General features: G+C 71.9%; 11 protein-coding genes. 3 read left to right on the top strand and 8 right to left on the bottom strand.

Going from position 1 to position 14,660, the window contains the following annotated elements:
- The 4 genes from E1292_RS18690 to E1292_RS51185 form a co-directional block, all read right to left on the bottom strand.
- The coding region (locus E1292_RS18690; protein ID WP_132596496.1) for an MFS transporter at nt 1-1,157 on the bottom strand (1,157 nt) is incomplete at its 3' end.
- A 96-nt stretch (nt 1,158-1,253) separates the two neighbouring features.
- Nucleotides 1,254-2,654, bottom strand: a complete 1,401-nt coding sequence (locus E1292_RS18685; RefSeq protein WP_132596495.1) for an FAD-binding oxidoreductase — start codon at nt 2,652-2,654, stop codon at nt 1,254-1,256.
- 42 nt (nt 2,655-2,696) lie between these two features.
- On the bottom strand, nt 2,697-3,035 hold the full coding sequence (locus tag E1292_RS18680; RefSeq protein ID WP_132596494.1) for a hypothetical protein: 339 nt from the start codon (nt 3,033-3,035) through the stop codon (nt 2,697-2,699).
- A gap of 69 nt (nt 3,036-3,104) precedes the next feature.
- Nucleotides 3,105-4,004 carry a hypothetical protein gene (locus tag E1292_RS51185; RefSeq protein ID WP_165974614.1) on the bottom strand — a complete coding sequence of 300 codons (900 nt, stop codon included), beginning with the start codon at nt 4,002-4,004 and terminating at the stop codon, nt 3,105-3,107.
- Nucleotides 4,005-4,236: 232 nt separating this feature from the next.
- Here E1292_RS51185 and E1292_RS51180 point away from each other — a divergent pair, with 232 nt between their 5' ends.
- Nucleotides 4,237-5,997 carry an exo-alpha-sialidase gene (locus tag E1292_RS51180; protein ID WP_165974613.1) on the top strand — a complete coding sequence of 587 codons (1,761 nt, stop codon included), beginning with the start codon at nt 4,237-4,239 and terminating at the stop codon, nt 5,995-5,997.
- A 73-nt stretch (nt 5,998-6,070) separates the two neighbouring features.
- On the opposite strand, the gene E1292_RS18670 is transcribed toward E1292_RS51180, so the two are convergent.
- Both E1292_RS18670 and fxlM read right to left on the bottom strand, forming a co-directional pair.
- The gene (locus E1292_RS18670; protein ID WP_165974612.1) at nt 6,071-7,009 is read right to left on the bottom strand and encodes a DUF2382 domain-containing protein; all 939 of its coding nucleotides are present in this window, start codon (nt 7,007-7,009) and stop codon (nt 6,071-6,073) included.
- A 489-nt stretch (nt 7,010-7,498) separates the two neighbouring features.
- Nucleotides 7,499-8,641: a methyltransferase, FxLD system gene (gene fxlM, locus E1292_RS18665; protein WP_220446917.1), complete on the bottom strand. Its 1,143-nt coding sequence runs from the start codon at nt 8,639-8,641 to the stop codon at nt 7,499-7,501.
- A 138-nt stretch (nt 8,642-8,779) separates the two neighbouring features.
- Between fxlM and E1292_RS18660 the strand changes: the two genes are divergently transcribed.
- On the top strand, nt 8,780-9,067 hold the full coding sequence (locus tag E1292_RS18660) for a HesB/IscA family protein (RefSeq protein ID WP_132596490.1): 288 nt from the start codon (nt 8,780-8,782) through the stop codon (nt 9,065-9,067).
- A 54-nt stretch (nt 9,068-9,121) separates the two neighbouring features.
- On the opposite strand, the gene E1292_RS18655 is transcribed toward E1292_RS18660, so the two are convergent.
- A complete protein-coding gene (locus tag E1292_RS18655; protein ID WP_165974611.1) occupies nt 9,122-10,102 on the bottom strand; it encodes an acetylxylan esterase in 981 nt (326 codons plus the stop codon).
- A 108-nt stretch (nt 10,103-10,210) separates the two neighbouring features.
- Here E1292_RS18655 and E1292_RS18650 point away from each other — a divergent pair, with 108 nt between their 5' ends.
- On the top strand, nt 10,211-10,486 hold the full coding sequence (locus E1292_RS18650) for a hypothetical protein (protein WP_132596488.1): 276 nt from the start codon (nt 10,211-10,213) through the stop codon (nt 10,484-10,486).
- Nucleotides 10,487-10,507: 21 nt separating this feature from the next.
- Here the strand turns inward: E1292_RS18650 and E1292_RS18645 are convergent, their stop codons facing one another.
- Entirely contained in the window at nt 10,508-14,404 is a 3,897-nt protein-coding gene (locus tag E1292_RS18645; RefSeq protein ID WP_132596487.1) for a hypothetical protein, read from the bottom strand.
- Nucleotides 14,405-14,660 lie beyond the last annotated feature (256 nt).

Raw genomic sequence — 14,660 nt, 5'->3', positions numbered from 1 at the left:
GAGGTGCCGGGGGCGAGCGCGCCGACGCCGACCCCGACCACGACGCTGGCGATCAGGCCCCACACGGTGGGCCCTGACTGCGTCAGCACGAGCACGCAGGCGCCGCCGCAGAGCAGGGAGCCCGCGTAGATCAGCCCGTACGGGCCGATGCGCTTGACGAGCCGTCCGGCCAGGAAGCTCGACACGACGACGGCCACCGACGTGGGCGTCAGCCACATGGCCACCTCGAGCATGGGGTAGCCGAGGTGCAGCAGGTAGAGCGGCTGCACGGTCAGCAGCCCGTACGACAGCGCGCCGAAGCCCCAGGTCGCCAGCCAGCCCCAGACGAAGCGGGGCCGCCGCCACAGGGCCAGGTCGATCGCGGGAAGCCGGTGGTGCCTGGCCTGCGCGAGCGCGCCGCCCAGCAGGGCCAGCGCGGCGAGCGCGAGCCACAACACGTCCGTGCCCCAGGCCATCGCCTTGGAGATGGCCAGCACGATGATCGCGATGCCGGCCGCGAGCAGCCAGGCGCCCAGCACGTCAGGGACGCCCTTGGCGCCGGCCCGCCTGCCGGACGGGAGCCAGGCGCAGGCGATCAGCAGCGCGATGCCGATGACGACGTCGGGGATGAACAGCGCCCGCCATCCGACGGAGGCGGCCAGCCAGCCGCCGCCCGCCTGCATGAGCAGGCAGCCGAGGCCGGACGCGGAGCTCCACAACGCGATCGCGCCGCGCCGCTCCGACTCCGGCAGCTCTCCCAGCAGCAAGCCGAGGCTGGCCGGGATCATCGCGGCCGCTCCCGCTCCCTGGACGGCGCGCGCCGCCAGCACGTACGACCAGGGTTCCACGGTGACGGCGGCGATCCCGCCCAGCACGAACACCACAAGGCCGACGGCCAGCACCCGCCGGCGGCCGAACAGGTCGGCCCACCGACCCGCGGTGGCCAGCAGCGCCGCGATCGGGATGAACGCCGCGCTGGTCAGCCAGACCAGGTCACCGAGCGGCATGCCCGCGCCGGCGGGCGTGTACCGCAGCACTCCGACTGCCAGGGTGGTGGCCGTGGTGTCGGCCATCACCGTCAACATGACACCCGCACCGACCAGCCGCAGCATCACGCCGTGACGGCGGTCCGCGCCGGCCGTGCTCGTTCCCCGGACGGCCGCTGGTGACGAACGCACGTGGTCCCTCCCTGTCAATCTTCGGTGTGGATCTTCGGGTTGCCCCGCCGCCTGGCACACTCCGGCTGTGCGGGCGGCGGATCAGGATGGGTGGGGTCAGGCGCCGTACCGGCCGGGCGAGAGCAGGCCGTCCGGGTCGAGCGCCGTCTTGAGCCGGTGCAGCATGCCGAGGCTGGCGGTGCTGGTCTCGGACCAGACGTCGGCGGCCGCGTGGTCGATGTCGGAGCGGTAGATGGCGCAGCCGTTGGCGCGCAGGACGCAGCTGCCGTCGTTGCGGAGCTGGTGTGCCCGGTAGGAGGCGTCGGGCGCCCCGCGGTCGAAGAAGATCTGCATGACGCCGTTGGCCATGTGCCTGCTGACCAGGTTCCACTCGACCATGAGGGCGGTGGTGTGCGCGTCGACGGCCGTCTGCAGGGCGGCCAGGACGTGCTCGGTCTTCCGCGCGTGCATGGGCATCAGCGGCAGCAGCGCGAGGAAGCCCATCGGGCCCTCGTCGATCTGGTCGCAGGAGGTCGTGCCGAGCGCGTTGTGCACGCCCATGCAGGTGGGGACGCCCTGGGACATGAGCGCTCTGGGGTAGAGCGGGTCGCCGGCGTCCACCTCGGCGGCGTCGACCACGCGCAGCGCCTCGGCGCCCTCGACCTCGATCAGCGCCTTGCGCAGCAGCTCCTCGGCCAGTTCGACCGTGGCGTCGCTGCCCATGAGCGGCCCGAGGATGGTGAACAGGCCGGGGTCGACGCCGGCGGGCAGCACCCAGTCGCCGTGGCCGGGCGTGAGCGACAGCTCGCGCACGCGCATCAGTCCCTCCGCCGGGTTGCCGCGCCGCAGGAACCCGGTCATCGCGCCGACCGCGATGCCGACCTGGTCGCGCGGGATGCGGCCGTGCACCAGGGCGATGGTCTGCGGGCGCGGCACGAGCGCGACGGCCATGGCGGTGACGATGCCCAGGTTGTGCTGGACGAACGAGGACGTCAGGTCCGGCCCGGCGACCCGCCCGTGGTAGCGCCCCGCGGGGTCGAGCCCGCCCGTGGTGACGACGCTGCCGTCGGCCAGCACGGCCTCGATCCCGGCGACGTCGTGGACGCGGGAGCGGATGCAGCCGTCGCCGCGGTCGAGCGCGTTGCCGATGACGGAGGTGTCGGCGCACGAGGCGGTGACGTTCAGCATCCATGGGGTGCCGCGCAGCACCTCGGCGAGCTGTGCCTGGGTCACTCCCGGCTCGATGACCGCGAAGCCGGCCTCGAGGTCGAGGCTGCGGACGCGGTTCATGCCGCCGAGGTCGACGACCAGGTTGTCGTCGGTGACCGGCATGGCCGAGCCCATGCCCCAGTTCCTGCCGGTGCTGATCGGGTAGAGGCGGCGCCTGGCCGTCATGGCCTGGCGTACGAGAGCGCGTACCTCGTCGAGCGTGCGCGGCGTCTCGATGCCCGCCAGGGAGCGTGGCTGGTGTCCCCCGACGTCACGCGACCTCAGCTCCGGTCGCGACAGATCCTGCATGACTCTCCTCAAAGATCAGATATCGCTCGATGGGGGCACACTTCAGGCAGTGTGCTGGAGCAGGTCGTCGATGGAGCCGATGGCCTGGTTGGACATCTCCCTGATCTCGAGCAGCCGCTGCTCGACGTACTCGTCGGGCTCGTCGGGGGGGAGGGTGTCGGGAAAGGCGAGCGTGCCGTGCGGCCCGGCCTGCGCGGGGATCTCGTGCAGGCCGTACGGGTGGCGCCGGACGTGCCCAGTGTCTCGGTGCCCGGTGTCTCGGTGCCCGGTGTCTCGGTGCCCGGTGTCTCGGTGCTCGGTGTCTCGGTGGTCGGCGTCTCGGTGGTCGGCGTCTCGGTGGTCGCGCCTGGCGCGGGCGGGAAGGTGCGGGGGGGTTCGCATGACGGGAGCTCTCCTACCGGACTCGTGTGGGGTCTTCCGGGTGACCGCTCGCCGTTGAGCGGATCGAGGTCAGCGTGCGTCCTCCGTACGGCCGAGGTGTTCGGCCCGTGGAGCGGCGGCCGCGCGGGTCACGCGTGGCACGCCGTGGTTGATGACGCTCGCGGCGATGCGGCGTTCCGCCAGCCCCATGTGAGGGCGGCCGACGCCTGGGGTGCTCGGCCGGGCGCCGGCCGAGCCACGGATCATGGTGCTGGCGTGCACCCAGCGGCGCGACTCCGCCAGCACGTCCTGCTGCGCGCGGGGCAGGTCGCGGTGCCGCGCGTACTGCTCGCAGACGGCCCGGGCGAGCACCCGCGCCATGACGAGGTGCTCCTCGCACGCGCGGGCGACCTTCGACTCCAGGCCGGCGACCTGCGCGAGGAGAAGCTGCAGGTGCGGCAGCTCGGAGCTGCGCTCGAATCCGGCGAGCTCGGCCAGCCGCTCCGGCCAGCGCAGCCGCCGCTCGATCGAGGCGCAGACGGCCGTGGCCACCTGCGCGGGCGGCTCGTCGTCCGGGTCCTGCCCGTCGAGCTGCACGGCCCGCTGGGCGGTGTGCTCGAAGTCGGCCAACCGGCGCAGCCCGCTCTGCAGCAGGCGTACGCGGTTGTGCAGGCAGGCGGCGCTCCAGCCGAGGACCAGCAGGCGGTCGGCGTCCGCCTCGCAGTGCCAGCCGACCAGCGCCACTTCCCGGGCCATGCGGTGGTGCAGCACCCACGACTCCGGCGCGGCGCCGGCGTCCACCGGCGTCTCGATCCACACCTGCAACCCGCCGGGCGGCAGGTCGCCGACGCCGATCTCCATGCCCGCGGGGGCCACCCTGGCGCAGATCCGCTGGACCACGCGCTGCTGCGCGGCCGCCTCCGGCGCCACGGGCACCGGGCCTGGCAGCACGCGCTCTGGGGCCACTTGCGCCCTGGGCTCGATGCTCATCTGGGGGCCACCTCCCGACCCGTGGTCTTTCGACCTACGTAAATTCCCACTTAATGGTGCCGCCTCGATCGTCGTCAGACAGGGGTTCCATGTCAACTGTCAGTTTACGAATGGCATGAATCCATCAGCTGTCCCGGCGTTGACCGGCGACTCCCCGCAGGTGAATGCCGGGTTACCGGCGCTGGGTGATCTAGAGTCCGTACCGTTGGCATACGGGGGGAAGGCGGGGCCGGTGCTGGTGCACACAACCATGGTCACGGCCCTGTCGGTGACCATGACGCTGCCCGCCGCGCACACGCCGGCGCCGGCGCGGGCCGGCTACTGCCTGCTGCCCGACCAGCCCGCCGCGAGCGAGGGTTACCTGATCGCCAGTGCTTCCTCACCCGATCTCGTCCATCCCTTTCCGCGGCCGCCCGCGCGGGAGCCGACGGACTCCGAGCGGCTCGACTTCGCCGGCTTCCCGAACGTGTCGGTGCTCGACGTGACCGGCCGCGGCGGCGCTCCGGAGCGAAAGGTGATCGTCACCTACACCACGAACGTCGACGAGGTCGTGACCCTCACCAACGCGGCGGCGATCTCGGACGACGGCGGCGCCGGCTTCGGCCCGCCGAGCCGGACGCCGCTGCGCGAATCGCCCATCGAACTGCACGACGGCCGCTTCTTCGCCACCGAGTACTACCCGGCCAGGACGGGCGAGCACACGGCCGCTCTGGGCGTGCTCACCTCGTCCTCGCTGGACGACGGCGAGAGCTGGCTGCGTTCCGAGGCGACCCTGACCACGCCGGACGACCTGCTGCCGGGCGGGGCCGTGCACGGGACGCCGATCCAGCTCGCCGGCGGCACCATCCTGATCACGCTCTACGCCCGTTACAGCGGCACGGGGGCGTACCAGGCCGAGGTGTACGCCAGCGAGGACGGCGGGAGGACGTTCACGCGGCGCGGGGTGATCGCCACGCCGGCCGAGGGGTTCGCCTACACCGAGGCGGCCGTCGCGCAGACCGTGGACGGCAGCCTGCTGGCCGTGTTGCGCCACGACGGCGGGAAATACTCCACCCTGCGCCAGAGCCGTTCGGTGGACGGCGGACGCACCTGGTCGCCGGCGCGCGAGCTGCGCTTCACCGGCCCCTCCGGCGGCCCCTTCACCGGCGGGGACTGCGTGGTGCGCGGGGTGGCGCCGAGACTGCTGCTGACCCCGGCGGGCGTCCTCGTGCTGAGCGCGGGGCGGCCGGACAACTGGCTGGCCGTGTCCCCCGACGGGCGTGGCGAGGCGTGGCGGGAGCCGCGGGTGACCTACCACAACCGCGACGGCGTCTGGGACACGCACGGATCGTCCGGCTACACCGGCGTGGCCGCCGTCGGCCCGCACCGGCTGATCCAGGTCTTCGACAACTGCAAGCTTCCGGGCGTGCGGCCCGACGGGCTGCTCAACGAGACGGCCTGCCCGGCGCACGGCCGGTTCGAGCACGGAGGCTGGTACGCGATCAAGCGCCGCCTGTTCACCGTGGCCACGCCCGGCCCCGGCCTGCTGGACCTGGCGGCGCTGCGCCGGCGCGGCGACCTCACGCTCGACACCACCATGACGTGGGCCAGCCCATACCGGCCCAGGACACGGCCAACCGCGGCCTTCGACGGCAGCACGGCCTACTGGTCGGGCGCGGTGGCCGCCGGCCGCGGCCGGTACGTCCTGCATTTCGACCGGCCGCACGCCTTCACCCGGATCGGCCTCGGCCTGCGCCCCGGGCATCCGGCCGGAGCCCGCGTGTACATCTCACGGGACGGCCGCTCCTGGGGCGAGCCGGCGCTCACCGTCACCGGGAGAACCGACTACGCGATGCGCTACTCGGAGGTCGAGCGCACGGGCCGGCACGTCAAGATCATCCTCACGCGCACGCGTGACTGCGACCCTGAGATCGGCCGCACGTGCAGCATGCTGAACGAGGTGGAGCTGTACGCGGGCCCGGGCCTGGACGGCACGGAAAAGCCCGGGCGCTGATGCCTCTCACCAGCGACCGGGGCTTTTGCCTGCAAGGTCCGCAGCGGCGCGTCCGGCGCCACTGCCCCGTATGTCACCGTTCCGGGGGAAGGTCACTCCCGCGGCGGCCGAACATCCCGTCGTCGTCCCTGTCGCTGGTCACCCCGTCCTCGTCGATCTCCAGCCGCTCCTTGCGGATCTGGCCCTCGACGGTCTCCTCGTGCTGCACGTCCCGCTTGTGAACGTGGATCCGCTCGACCGGCCTGCTCTCCTTGCCGACGACCGGACGCTCCTCGTGCAGGATCATCTCGCGAGCTTCCTCGCCGATCTCCTGCGTCGCCGTCGCGTCCCCTTCACGGATGGGCTCGCGCTCGATCACGACCTCCTCGCGCGAGAGCGGCACCGTCTCGCGGACGGTCTCGGTGTCGACGTACTTGTGGACGCGGACGCGGCCGGTCTCCCTGCTCTCCTTGCCGATGCGCAACCGCTCTTCCGACCTGGTCATGGAGATGTCGTTCTCGTCGGCGAGGTCGCCGGTGAGCCTCTCGCCGGCGAAGTCCCGCCGGCCCGTCTCCCCCGCGGCGTTTCCTCCGGCCATCCCCTTGCCCGCCGCGCCTCCGGTGATGAGGTCGTCGCGGGGCGCGCCCGCGGGCCCGCCGGACCGCTCCCCCGTGACCGGGGTCCTTCCGGTACGCGGTTCGCCGGCGCGCTGCTGCGGGACACTCGACGGCCGCATGCCGTAGTAGCGGTAGAGGTTGGCCTCCTCGTCGATCGTGAGGCGGTCATCGACGTCGATGTTCGGTGCGCCTTTGATCATCTCCTTGTCGAAGGGGACCCTGATCTCCTCTCCCGAGCGACGGGCGTTGGCCAGAGGCACGAAGGTCTGCTTCATACCGAAAAGCCCGGTGCGTACGGTCACCCACTCCGGCTCGCCCGAGCGATCATTGAGGTAGACCTGGCCCACCTTGCCGATCGACTGACCGTCCGACCCCACCACGTGGCAGTCGAGCAGGTTGCGGATCTCTGTTTCCATTGCCACGACGATCCCCCAATGTGCTCGTCCTGGTTTCAAACAGGATAAATACCCCATATCGCCATAAACCCACGTTTTGTCGGCCAGTTTTTGGCCTCACACAGGCATTACTCAAGAGACACCCCGCGCCCTCCGCGACCGTCCGCACCCCCCTTCGCATGCCCTCCCCTTTCAGGCCGCTCACGCCCCGCACCCATTCACGCCCGCCTCCGTGCCCCCTCCTCGGCCCCATCGCGTACGTGGGCGCCCTCTTGCGTCCGCTCGAGGCCGTGCAAGACCGTCCGAGGCTGCTTGAAGCCGTGCAAGACCGTCCGACGCCATCGTGGGCATTCGTGGCCGTTCGGGGCCACTCGGGGCCACTCGTGGCTGTTCGTGGCCGTTCGAGGCCGTTCGAGGCCGCTCGTGGCGGTTCATGCCCGTTCGTGAGGCGCGTCGGCCGTCGCGGGTGCGTCGGCCGCACTCGGGTTCGGCGGGCGGGCGCGGGAGCCCCTACGGAAAGCTCAGTGCCAGGGTGGTGTGGCGCTTCTCGATGACGGCGGCCCCGCCGCCGGGAGCGGGCCCCTGGTACGCCCGGACGCGCAGCGCGCCCGCGTCCGGGCGACCGGCCGCGTCCCATGCCCGTACGTGCCCGGCCAGGTCGGCCGCCAGTCCGGCGCCGCCGGGTCCGTGGCCGCGAGCCACCAGCGGCCCTTCCTGCACGGCGAGCAGAGCGATGCCACCGTCGCCGAGAATGCCCGCCGTGGCGCCGTATCCCGCGCCCAGCCTGCCGCTCAGCGCGCACCAGCGGGGTTCGTGCAGCGCCAGCCACAACGAGACGCCCAGCCCCGCCATGAACGGCGGCGCGTGCTCGATCACGCCGGTGTCGATCTCGGTGGGCGCGGCCTGTAGCGCGGCCGCCACGTCGCCGACCTCCCGCGGCTCCGGCAGGGTCAGCGTCAGCTCGGGTTCGCGGCGCACCGTCAGGAGAGCCTCCGTGCCGGCGAACGGGCCGCGCATCCGCATGAACCCGCACGGCACCACCGACACGCTCTCCCAGCAGCCCTCAGCGCGTTCCATGGCCACCGACACCTGCACGCCGCGCAGATCGAGCGGCACCACCAGCCGCCCTGCCGGCCCCAGCTGCTCCAGCCAGGCCGGGGCCAGGTCCCAGACGCCCACCGTGGCGATCACGCGGTCGTAGGGAGCGAGCGGCGGGTGCCCCTGGGCGCCGTCGGCGCACACCACCTCGACCTCGGTCGTCCCGGCGGCGGCGAGGTGGCTCCTGGCCTGGGCCACGATGTCGGCGTCGATGTCGACGCTCACCACCCGGCCGCCGGGACCGGTCAGGCGGGCGAGCAGCGCGGCGTTGTAGCCGGTGCCCGCGCCGATCTCCAGCACCCGGTGGCCGGGCAGCACGCCGAGCTGGTCGAGCATGGTCGCCATGATCGCGGGCTGGGAGGACGAGCTGATCGGCCGGCCCTCCGCGTCGCGTTTGGTGACGATGGGCTCGTCGCGGTAGGCGTCCTCGGGGTCGACGCCGGGCACGAAGAGGTGGCGGGGCACCGCGCGGAGCGCGGCGGCCACGGGCTCGCCGACGTGCCGGCGCTCGCGCAGGGCCGCCACCATGCCTTCCCGCAGGGCCGCGAATTCCATGGGCTCCATTGTCCACGGGCGGCGTGCCGCACGCGCCCTTCCTGAGAAGTTGGTAAAGAAATGGTCACGAAGGGTTGAGCCGGAGTGAGGAGGGAAGGGCAGGCAACTCGTGAACGTCGAACGTGAGGAGGAGCCGTAGTGCTCACCCTGACAGCCAACGCAGCCCAGGCGATCCGCGACCTGACCGCGGCCGCGCCCGAGCCCTCCCAGAGCGGGATCCGCATCTCGTCTCAGGGCGAGGGCGCGAGCTCGCTCACCCTTTCCCTGGCCACCGCCCCGGAACCGGCGGACGAGGTGGTCGAGTCGGAAGGAGCTCGGGTCTACCTCGATCCGGTGGCTGCCACTGTGCTGGAGGACAAGTCTCTGGACGCCGGAGCCGACGACCAGGGGAGCGTGTCCTTCCTGGTCACCGAGCAGAGCGCCTGACGCGGCCTCCGCCGTGCCGGACCCGATCGGCGGTCCGGCACGGCGGGCGTCCGCTCAGCCGTCGCCGAGCAGCTTGTCCAGATAGCGCAGCTGCTCCTCGGACTGGAAGCCGCCGCCGCCCTCGTGGCTGTTCCAGGGCCACACCGTGATCTCCTTGGGGCCCTGCCAGTGGTTGTACGCGGCGAACACCGTGGACGGCGGGCACACGTCGTCCATCAACGCCACCGAGTACAACGCCGGGACCCGCCCCCGCGCCGCGAAGTTCAGGCCGTCGAAGTACGACAGCGTGCGGAACACCCGGTCCGCGGTGTCGCGCCGGGTGGCGAGGAAACGCACCAGCTCCTGATACGGATCGCGCCCGGTGATCTCGACGGCCCGCCTGAAGTGGGTCAGGAACGGCACGTCGATGAGCGCGGCCTTGACCGACGGGTGCAGCGCGGCGGTGGCCTGCGCGATGCCGCCGCCCTGGCTGCCGCCCGAGACGATGATGCGCGCGGCGTCGACCGACGGGTGCTCGATCGCCGCGTCCACGGCCCTGACGGCGTCGGTGAAGACACGCCGGTAGTAGTAGTCGTCCGGGTCGAGGATGCCCCGGGTCATCATGCCCGGCGCCTGCGGTCCCGCGCTGCCGTGCGGGTCGCCGGTGGTGCCGGGGCTGCCCACGTTGCCGCCGCCGTGGCCGCGCGTCTCCATCACGAACACGGCGTACCCGGCGGCCGGCCACATCAGGTGGTCCTTGGGGAACCCGCGCCCGCCGCTGTAGCCGATGTAGTGCATCACGCACGGCACCGGGCCGTCCGCGCCCTTCGGCAGCAGGAACCAGCCGTTGATCCGGTGACCGCCCCAGCCGGCGAACGAGACGTCGAACACGTCCACGGCGGCGAAGGGCAGGTCGTACGGGACATATTCGGCGGCCGGGCCGGAGTCCCCGGCCTCGGCCAGGGTACGGGACCAGAACGTGTCGAAGTCGGCGGGCTCGTCGCGGTCGGGGAGGTAGCCGCGGAGTTGCTCAAGGGGCATGTCGAACAGGGGCACGAGGTCTCCAACCTGTAGCGGGATCAATGACATTCCATCGCATAGCACTGGAAAGCGCTATCCCGTCCCCCTTGTTCGAACGCGCCTCCGCCGGGTAGGCGATCAACCGTGACTGAACACGTTGTCGAAGTCCCCTACTCGCACCTCTATCCCGGCCTGGTCCTGGACGCCCCCGCCGGTGCCTTCGACTTCCTCGTGCTGTTCGGGGACGATTCCGAGTCGCGGGCGCAGCTGGTGAGCGACGACACCGGGCGCCCGGTGCTCAGGATGGGCGGCTACATGACGGCCAGGGGCACCGTCATCGAGGAGCGCGTGTGGACCGTACGCGAAAGTGTGCGGCACGGCAACCGCGTCCGGCTGCGCCTGGGCCGCTCCCTCCCCTGACCGCTCCCCCTGGCGTGGGCCTCAGCGAGATTCCGGCCGCGAGGAGTCGCCGCCGGCGTCGCAGGCGCCCGCCCTGGTGTTCGCCACCTTCCACTCCGCGCCCGGGAACGGGCTCATGAAGTGGGTCAGCAGGTCCACCGCGTAGTCCGGCACCTGGCCGCCGGGGTCGAGCAGCGAGACCATCTGGGGCCCGTCGGCGCCGCGCAGGGTGATGGAGTTCTTGCCGCCCCCGGCGACGAAGCCGGGTTTGGCGTCCACTGTCAGGCAGGCCACGCTGAACCCGGCGGCCTTGATCTCCTGCTTGGCCCCGATACGCCTCATCCGCTGGTCGTAGCGGCGCATGGCGAGCGCCTTGGTGCCGCCGATCCGTACCGACTCGTGAAAGAGGTCGTTGCCGATGTCCCTGCCCAGCCTGACGTCCAGGGAGACGTCCGGCCGCAGGTCGACACCGTCGGCGGACAGCTTCAGCCGTCCGTAGTTCCCCTCGAAGGCGGGCGTCACGTAGCCGAGGGCGGGTGGCGCCTTCATCCCGAACGGGATCTTGCCCGGCCTGATCCGCAACCGCGACATGCCCTGCACCGACAGCGCGACGTCGTCGACCGCGCTCTTGCCGAGCCCGAACTGGCCGGCCACCTGGTAGGTGAGGAAGCCCTTGGTGTGCGGGACCTCCTTGCTCACCGCGATGCGCTGCTTGGCGACCGGGTCCATCCGCAGCCCGGCGCGCAGCGTGATGCGGCCGGTGGCGACGGGTTTCGAGACGAGGTTGAGCGACTGGTCGGGGTTCATGCGGATGGTGGTGTCCGAGGCCAGGTTCTTGACCGCGACCGCCACGTCCCCGAGGCGGCCCTTCGGGTCGATCAGGCCGCCTTCCACGCCCAGGTAGCCGTCGAGGGTGTTGACGCCGCCCAGCGCCTTGTACGTGACGGCCGGCACGCTGAACCCGGCGCCCGAGGCGTCGGCGTCCACCCCGAACCGGGCGGGCACGTCGGAGAAACGCAGCTCGCCGGTGCCCTTGCCGGGCAGGGTGACCTTGGCGCTGAGGCGCTCGACGGCCGCGGAGTTCGTCACGCGGATCCGGGTCTTGGCGCCGTACGTGCCCTGGACGGCGACGGCGGCGGGGACCGGGTCGACCGCGACCCTGCCGCGTACCCCGCCCGACTCCGCGTGCACGTCGAGGCTGCCCAGGGTGGCGGCGGGCTCGATGCGGTATCCGGCGTTCACGGCGTTGCCCTTGGCCACGTCGAACGGCCCCAGCGACATGCTGGTGATCTTGGAGGGCAGCCCGGTCAGGGTGGCCCTGGCCTTGATCGGGACGGGTGCCAGCACGCTGCTGGCCAGGTAGACGCCCAGGCTCTCGCGCTTGGGGTTGAACCCGGAGAAGCCGAACGTCTTGCCCGCCAGGTCGACGGAGACCTGCTGGGGCAGCCCGGTCACGTCCAGGTAGCCCTGGAGCCCGTAGCAGCCGCGCTGCGGCGTGCAGAAGGGCCCTGGGGAGCAGCCCTTCGACCCGGTGGCGCAGCCTCCGTCCACCAGGGACACGCCGCCGCCGGGCAGGGCGGGGGCGGCCCGCATGCGGTCGAGCGCCGCGACCTTGCCCAGCCAGGCGCGGGCGCGCACGTCGAGCCGGGAGCCCTCGTACGTGAGCTTGCCGCCTGCGGAGGTGACGGCCAGGCGGCCGGGCGCGGGGCCGAGCGTGCCGATCAGGCCGAAGCGGGTGTCGCCCCGGGTGACGTCGGCGTCGACGGCGAGGGTCTGCTTGGCCGAGCGGAAGTCGGCGGTGAAGCCTTCGGCCGCCGGGGTGAACTCGACGTGTTCGAGGCCGTTGACCAGCACGCTGGCGTCCATGTCGCCGGAGGCCTGGTCGTAGTGCGCGGCCAGGTGGGGGCCGGTGGGCGACTTGGCGCCGTCGTGGTTGGTGAAGGCCAGCTCGGCCGTCCCGACGGGGCCCGACCGGCCGCGGAAGCGGTAGGACGTGGCGTTCCACGAGGCGTCGAAGCGGGCCGGCACGTCGCGTACGTCGGCGGCGGCCCTGACGTAGCGGTCGCCGAGCTTGACCCTGGCCCGCGCCGTCACCTTGTCGATCGGGGAGGCGGCGGTCCAGGTGAGCGTGCCCGCCTTCGTGTCGGCGACGAGCTCGGCCTGCTTGCTCAGGCCCTTGGCGGTCACCTGCAGGTCCTCGCCGGTCGGCTGCTGCACGTACGCTTTATTGGCATAAATCCGCAGTTCGTCGAGCTTCTTGGACGCGGCGATCTGCATCGTGGACCGCTCGCCCAGCTCCCATGACGCCTTCACGTCGTCACGCACGCCCATGAGCGTGCCGTCCACGGTGGGGCCGGACTTCAGGTTGGCGTAGGCGGCGTGGATGCGCTTGATCTCACCGCTGGCCCGGAAGGCCGCCTTCCTGGCGGCCGGGTCGAGCGTGACGTCCACGGTGGCGGGCGTGTTCGAGATCTCCATCCTGGCCACGTGGGTGCCGTCGAGGCTGGCCGCGCCGATGAACGAGCCGTCGCTGGAGTCGACCTCCAGATGGGCGTGCGGGTTGCCGCCGTACGTGACGTCGAACGCGGACAGGCCGGACAGCAGCGCGGAGACCCCGACCGCGGCACCGTTCTTGATCATGGTGACGTGGCCGCCGCGCGGGCTGGAGATGGCGCCCCCGTTACGCTGCAGCACCGCCTCGAACTTGCCGACCGGCGAGCTCGTCCTGTGCGTGACGCGATGCTTGGTCAGGTCGTTGACCAGGCGCACCTTGGCCGGCAGAGCGCTCAGCTCCGTCTTGACCACGGTCTGGGACGCGTTCCTGTCGTAATAGAGCAGGCTGGCGGCCCCGGCGCGCGATCGGCCCGAGCCGGCGTTGACCGACACGGTCTGCTTGCTCTTGCCGGAGCCGTACTTGGCCACGAAGGAACGCGGGACACGTTCGAGCTCGGCGCTGACCACCTTCGACAGCCGGCCGTCGCGGTAGGTGAAGGAGTTCAGGCGGGCGCGCGCGACGGCCGACGAGCTGGAGAAGCGGATCTGGCCGCCGGAAAGGCGCACCTCGGCGCGGGCGGCCATCTTGTCGAGCACCGCGTGGACGAACCGGTGGCCGTTCACGGCGAGCGCGTCCAGCGTGGCGGGCGAGGAGGCGGCGACGTCCAGCGTGGGCGTGTCGAGCGCGGCGTTGACGGTCAGCTTCTCGGTGGCGGGCGTCTGGCGCAGGCTCACCGCGCTGCGCCCGGTCATGCCGGCGATCATGGCCGCGGACTCGCCGGGCTCCTTGCGCGTGATGCTCGCCTTGACCCGCCTGCCCTCCATGTCGACGGTGAAGTTCCCCCAGTCGCTGGCCGACAGGGACGATCCGCGCTTCAGCCCGTCGAACCCGACCGACACCTTGCCGTCGTACTCGGCCCAGACCCGGGCCCTGAGGTTCTCCTGCGACAGCCGCCTGACGGCGAATCCGAGCCCGACGGACCCGTTGCCGGGGCTGGCCGTGGGCACGAGGTCGGCGGCCAGGTCGGGCTTGACGTCCCCCGTGACGTCGGCGGCGACCGGCACGCCGACGGGCTTGGAGATCGAGCAGGACACCGGCACGCTCTCGCTCTCGACGCAGAGCCGGTACGTCAGCCCCGGCACGGCCTTGCCGAGCGTGCCGAACGTCTTGAGCACGGACGCCAGTGGCTTGATGAGCGTCAGCGTCTCGGCCTGGGAGGTGTCGGGCAGCACGTCACGCGTGTCGGGTGCCTTGGCGCCGAGACCCTGCTCCTTCTGGACGGCCGCGGCCTGGGCGGTGATCTCTTGAACGAGCCCGGGACCGGCGGAGGTGGTCACCTCGGGCGCCCGGGGCCCCACCCCGTCGTCGCCGGCGGGCCGGAGCGCGAGCGACTCCCGGGTGGGCACGGTGACCGTGGCGGGCGCCGGCTCCTCCACGGCGGGCACGGGACGGACCTTCGCCGCTTCCCTCTGGACTGCGGCTGATGCGACCCCAGCTGGGGCCATCTCGGCTTCTGCGACGGCCGGCGGCACGGCAACCAGGACCGTGGCACTTGCAATGGACGTCGAGACGAGCACGCGCAGGAGGGCGTGCGGCATGTAGCGTTCTCCCCGTACCGGTCTAATTCAACCCATCAGAAACATAGGGCACGAGCCGACCACATCCCCTCACTGGCCGTCAAACTGGTTCCGACATTGGAAC

The sequence above is a fragment of the Nonomuraea deserti genome, assembly GCF_004348685.1.
Taxonomy (GTDB): Bacteria; Actinomycetota; Actinomycetes; order Streptosporangiales; family Streptosporangiaceae; genus Nonomuraea; species Nonomuraea deserti.
Note: the sequence above shows the minus strand (reverse complement) of the source record. Positions and strands in the feature narration are given on the sequence as shown.

Excerpts from the sequence above, each read along its gene's own strand:
- E1292_RS18680 (WP_132596494.1), bottom strand. The coding sequence starts at position 3,035 with ATGCGAACCCCCCCGCACCTTCCCGCCCGCGCCAGGCGCGACCACCGA.
- E1292_RS51185 (WP_165974614.1), bottom strand. The coding sequence starts at position 4,004 with ATGAGCATCGAGCCCAGGGCGCAAGTGGCCCCAGAGCGCGTGCTGCCA.
- fxlM (WP_220446917.1), bottom strand. The coding sequence starts at position 8,641 with ATGGAATTCGCGGCCCTGCGGGAAGGCATGGTGGCGGCCCTGCGCGAG.
- E1292_RS18685 (WP_132596495.1), bottom strand. The coding sequence starts at position 2,654 with ATGCAGGATCTGTCGCGACCGGAGCTGAGGTCGCGTGACGTCGGGGGA.
- E1292_RS18670 (WP_165974612.1), bottom strand. The coding sequence starts at position 7,009 with ATGGAAACAGAGATCCGCAACCTGCTCGACTGCCACGTGGTGGGGTCG.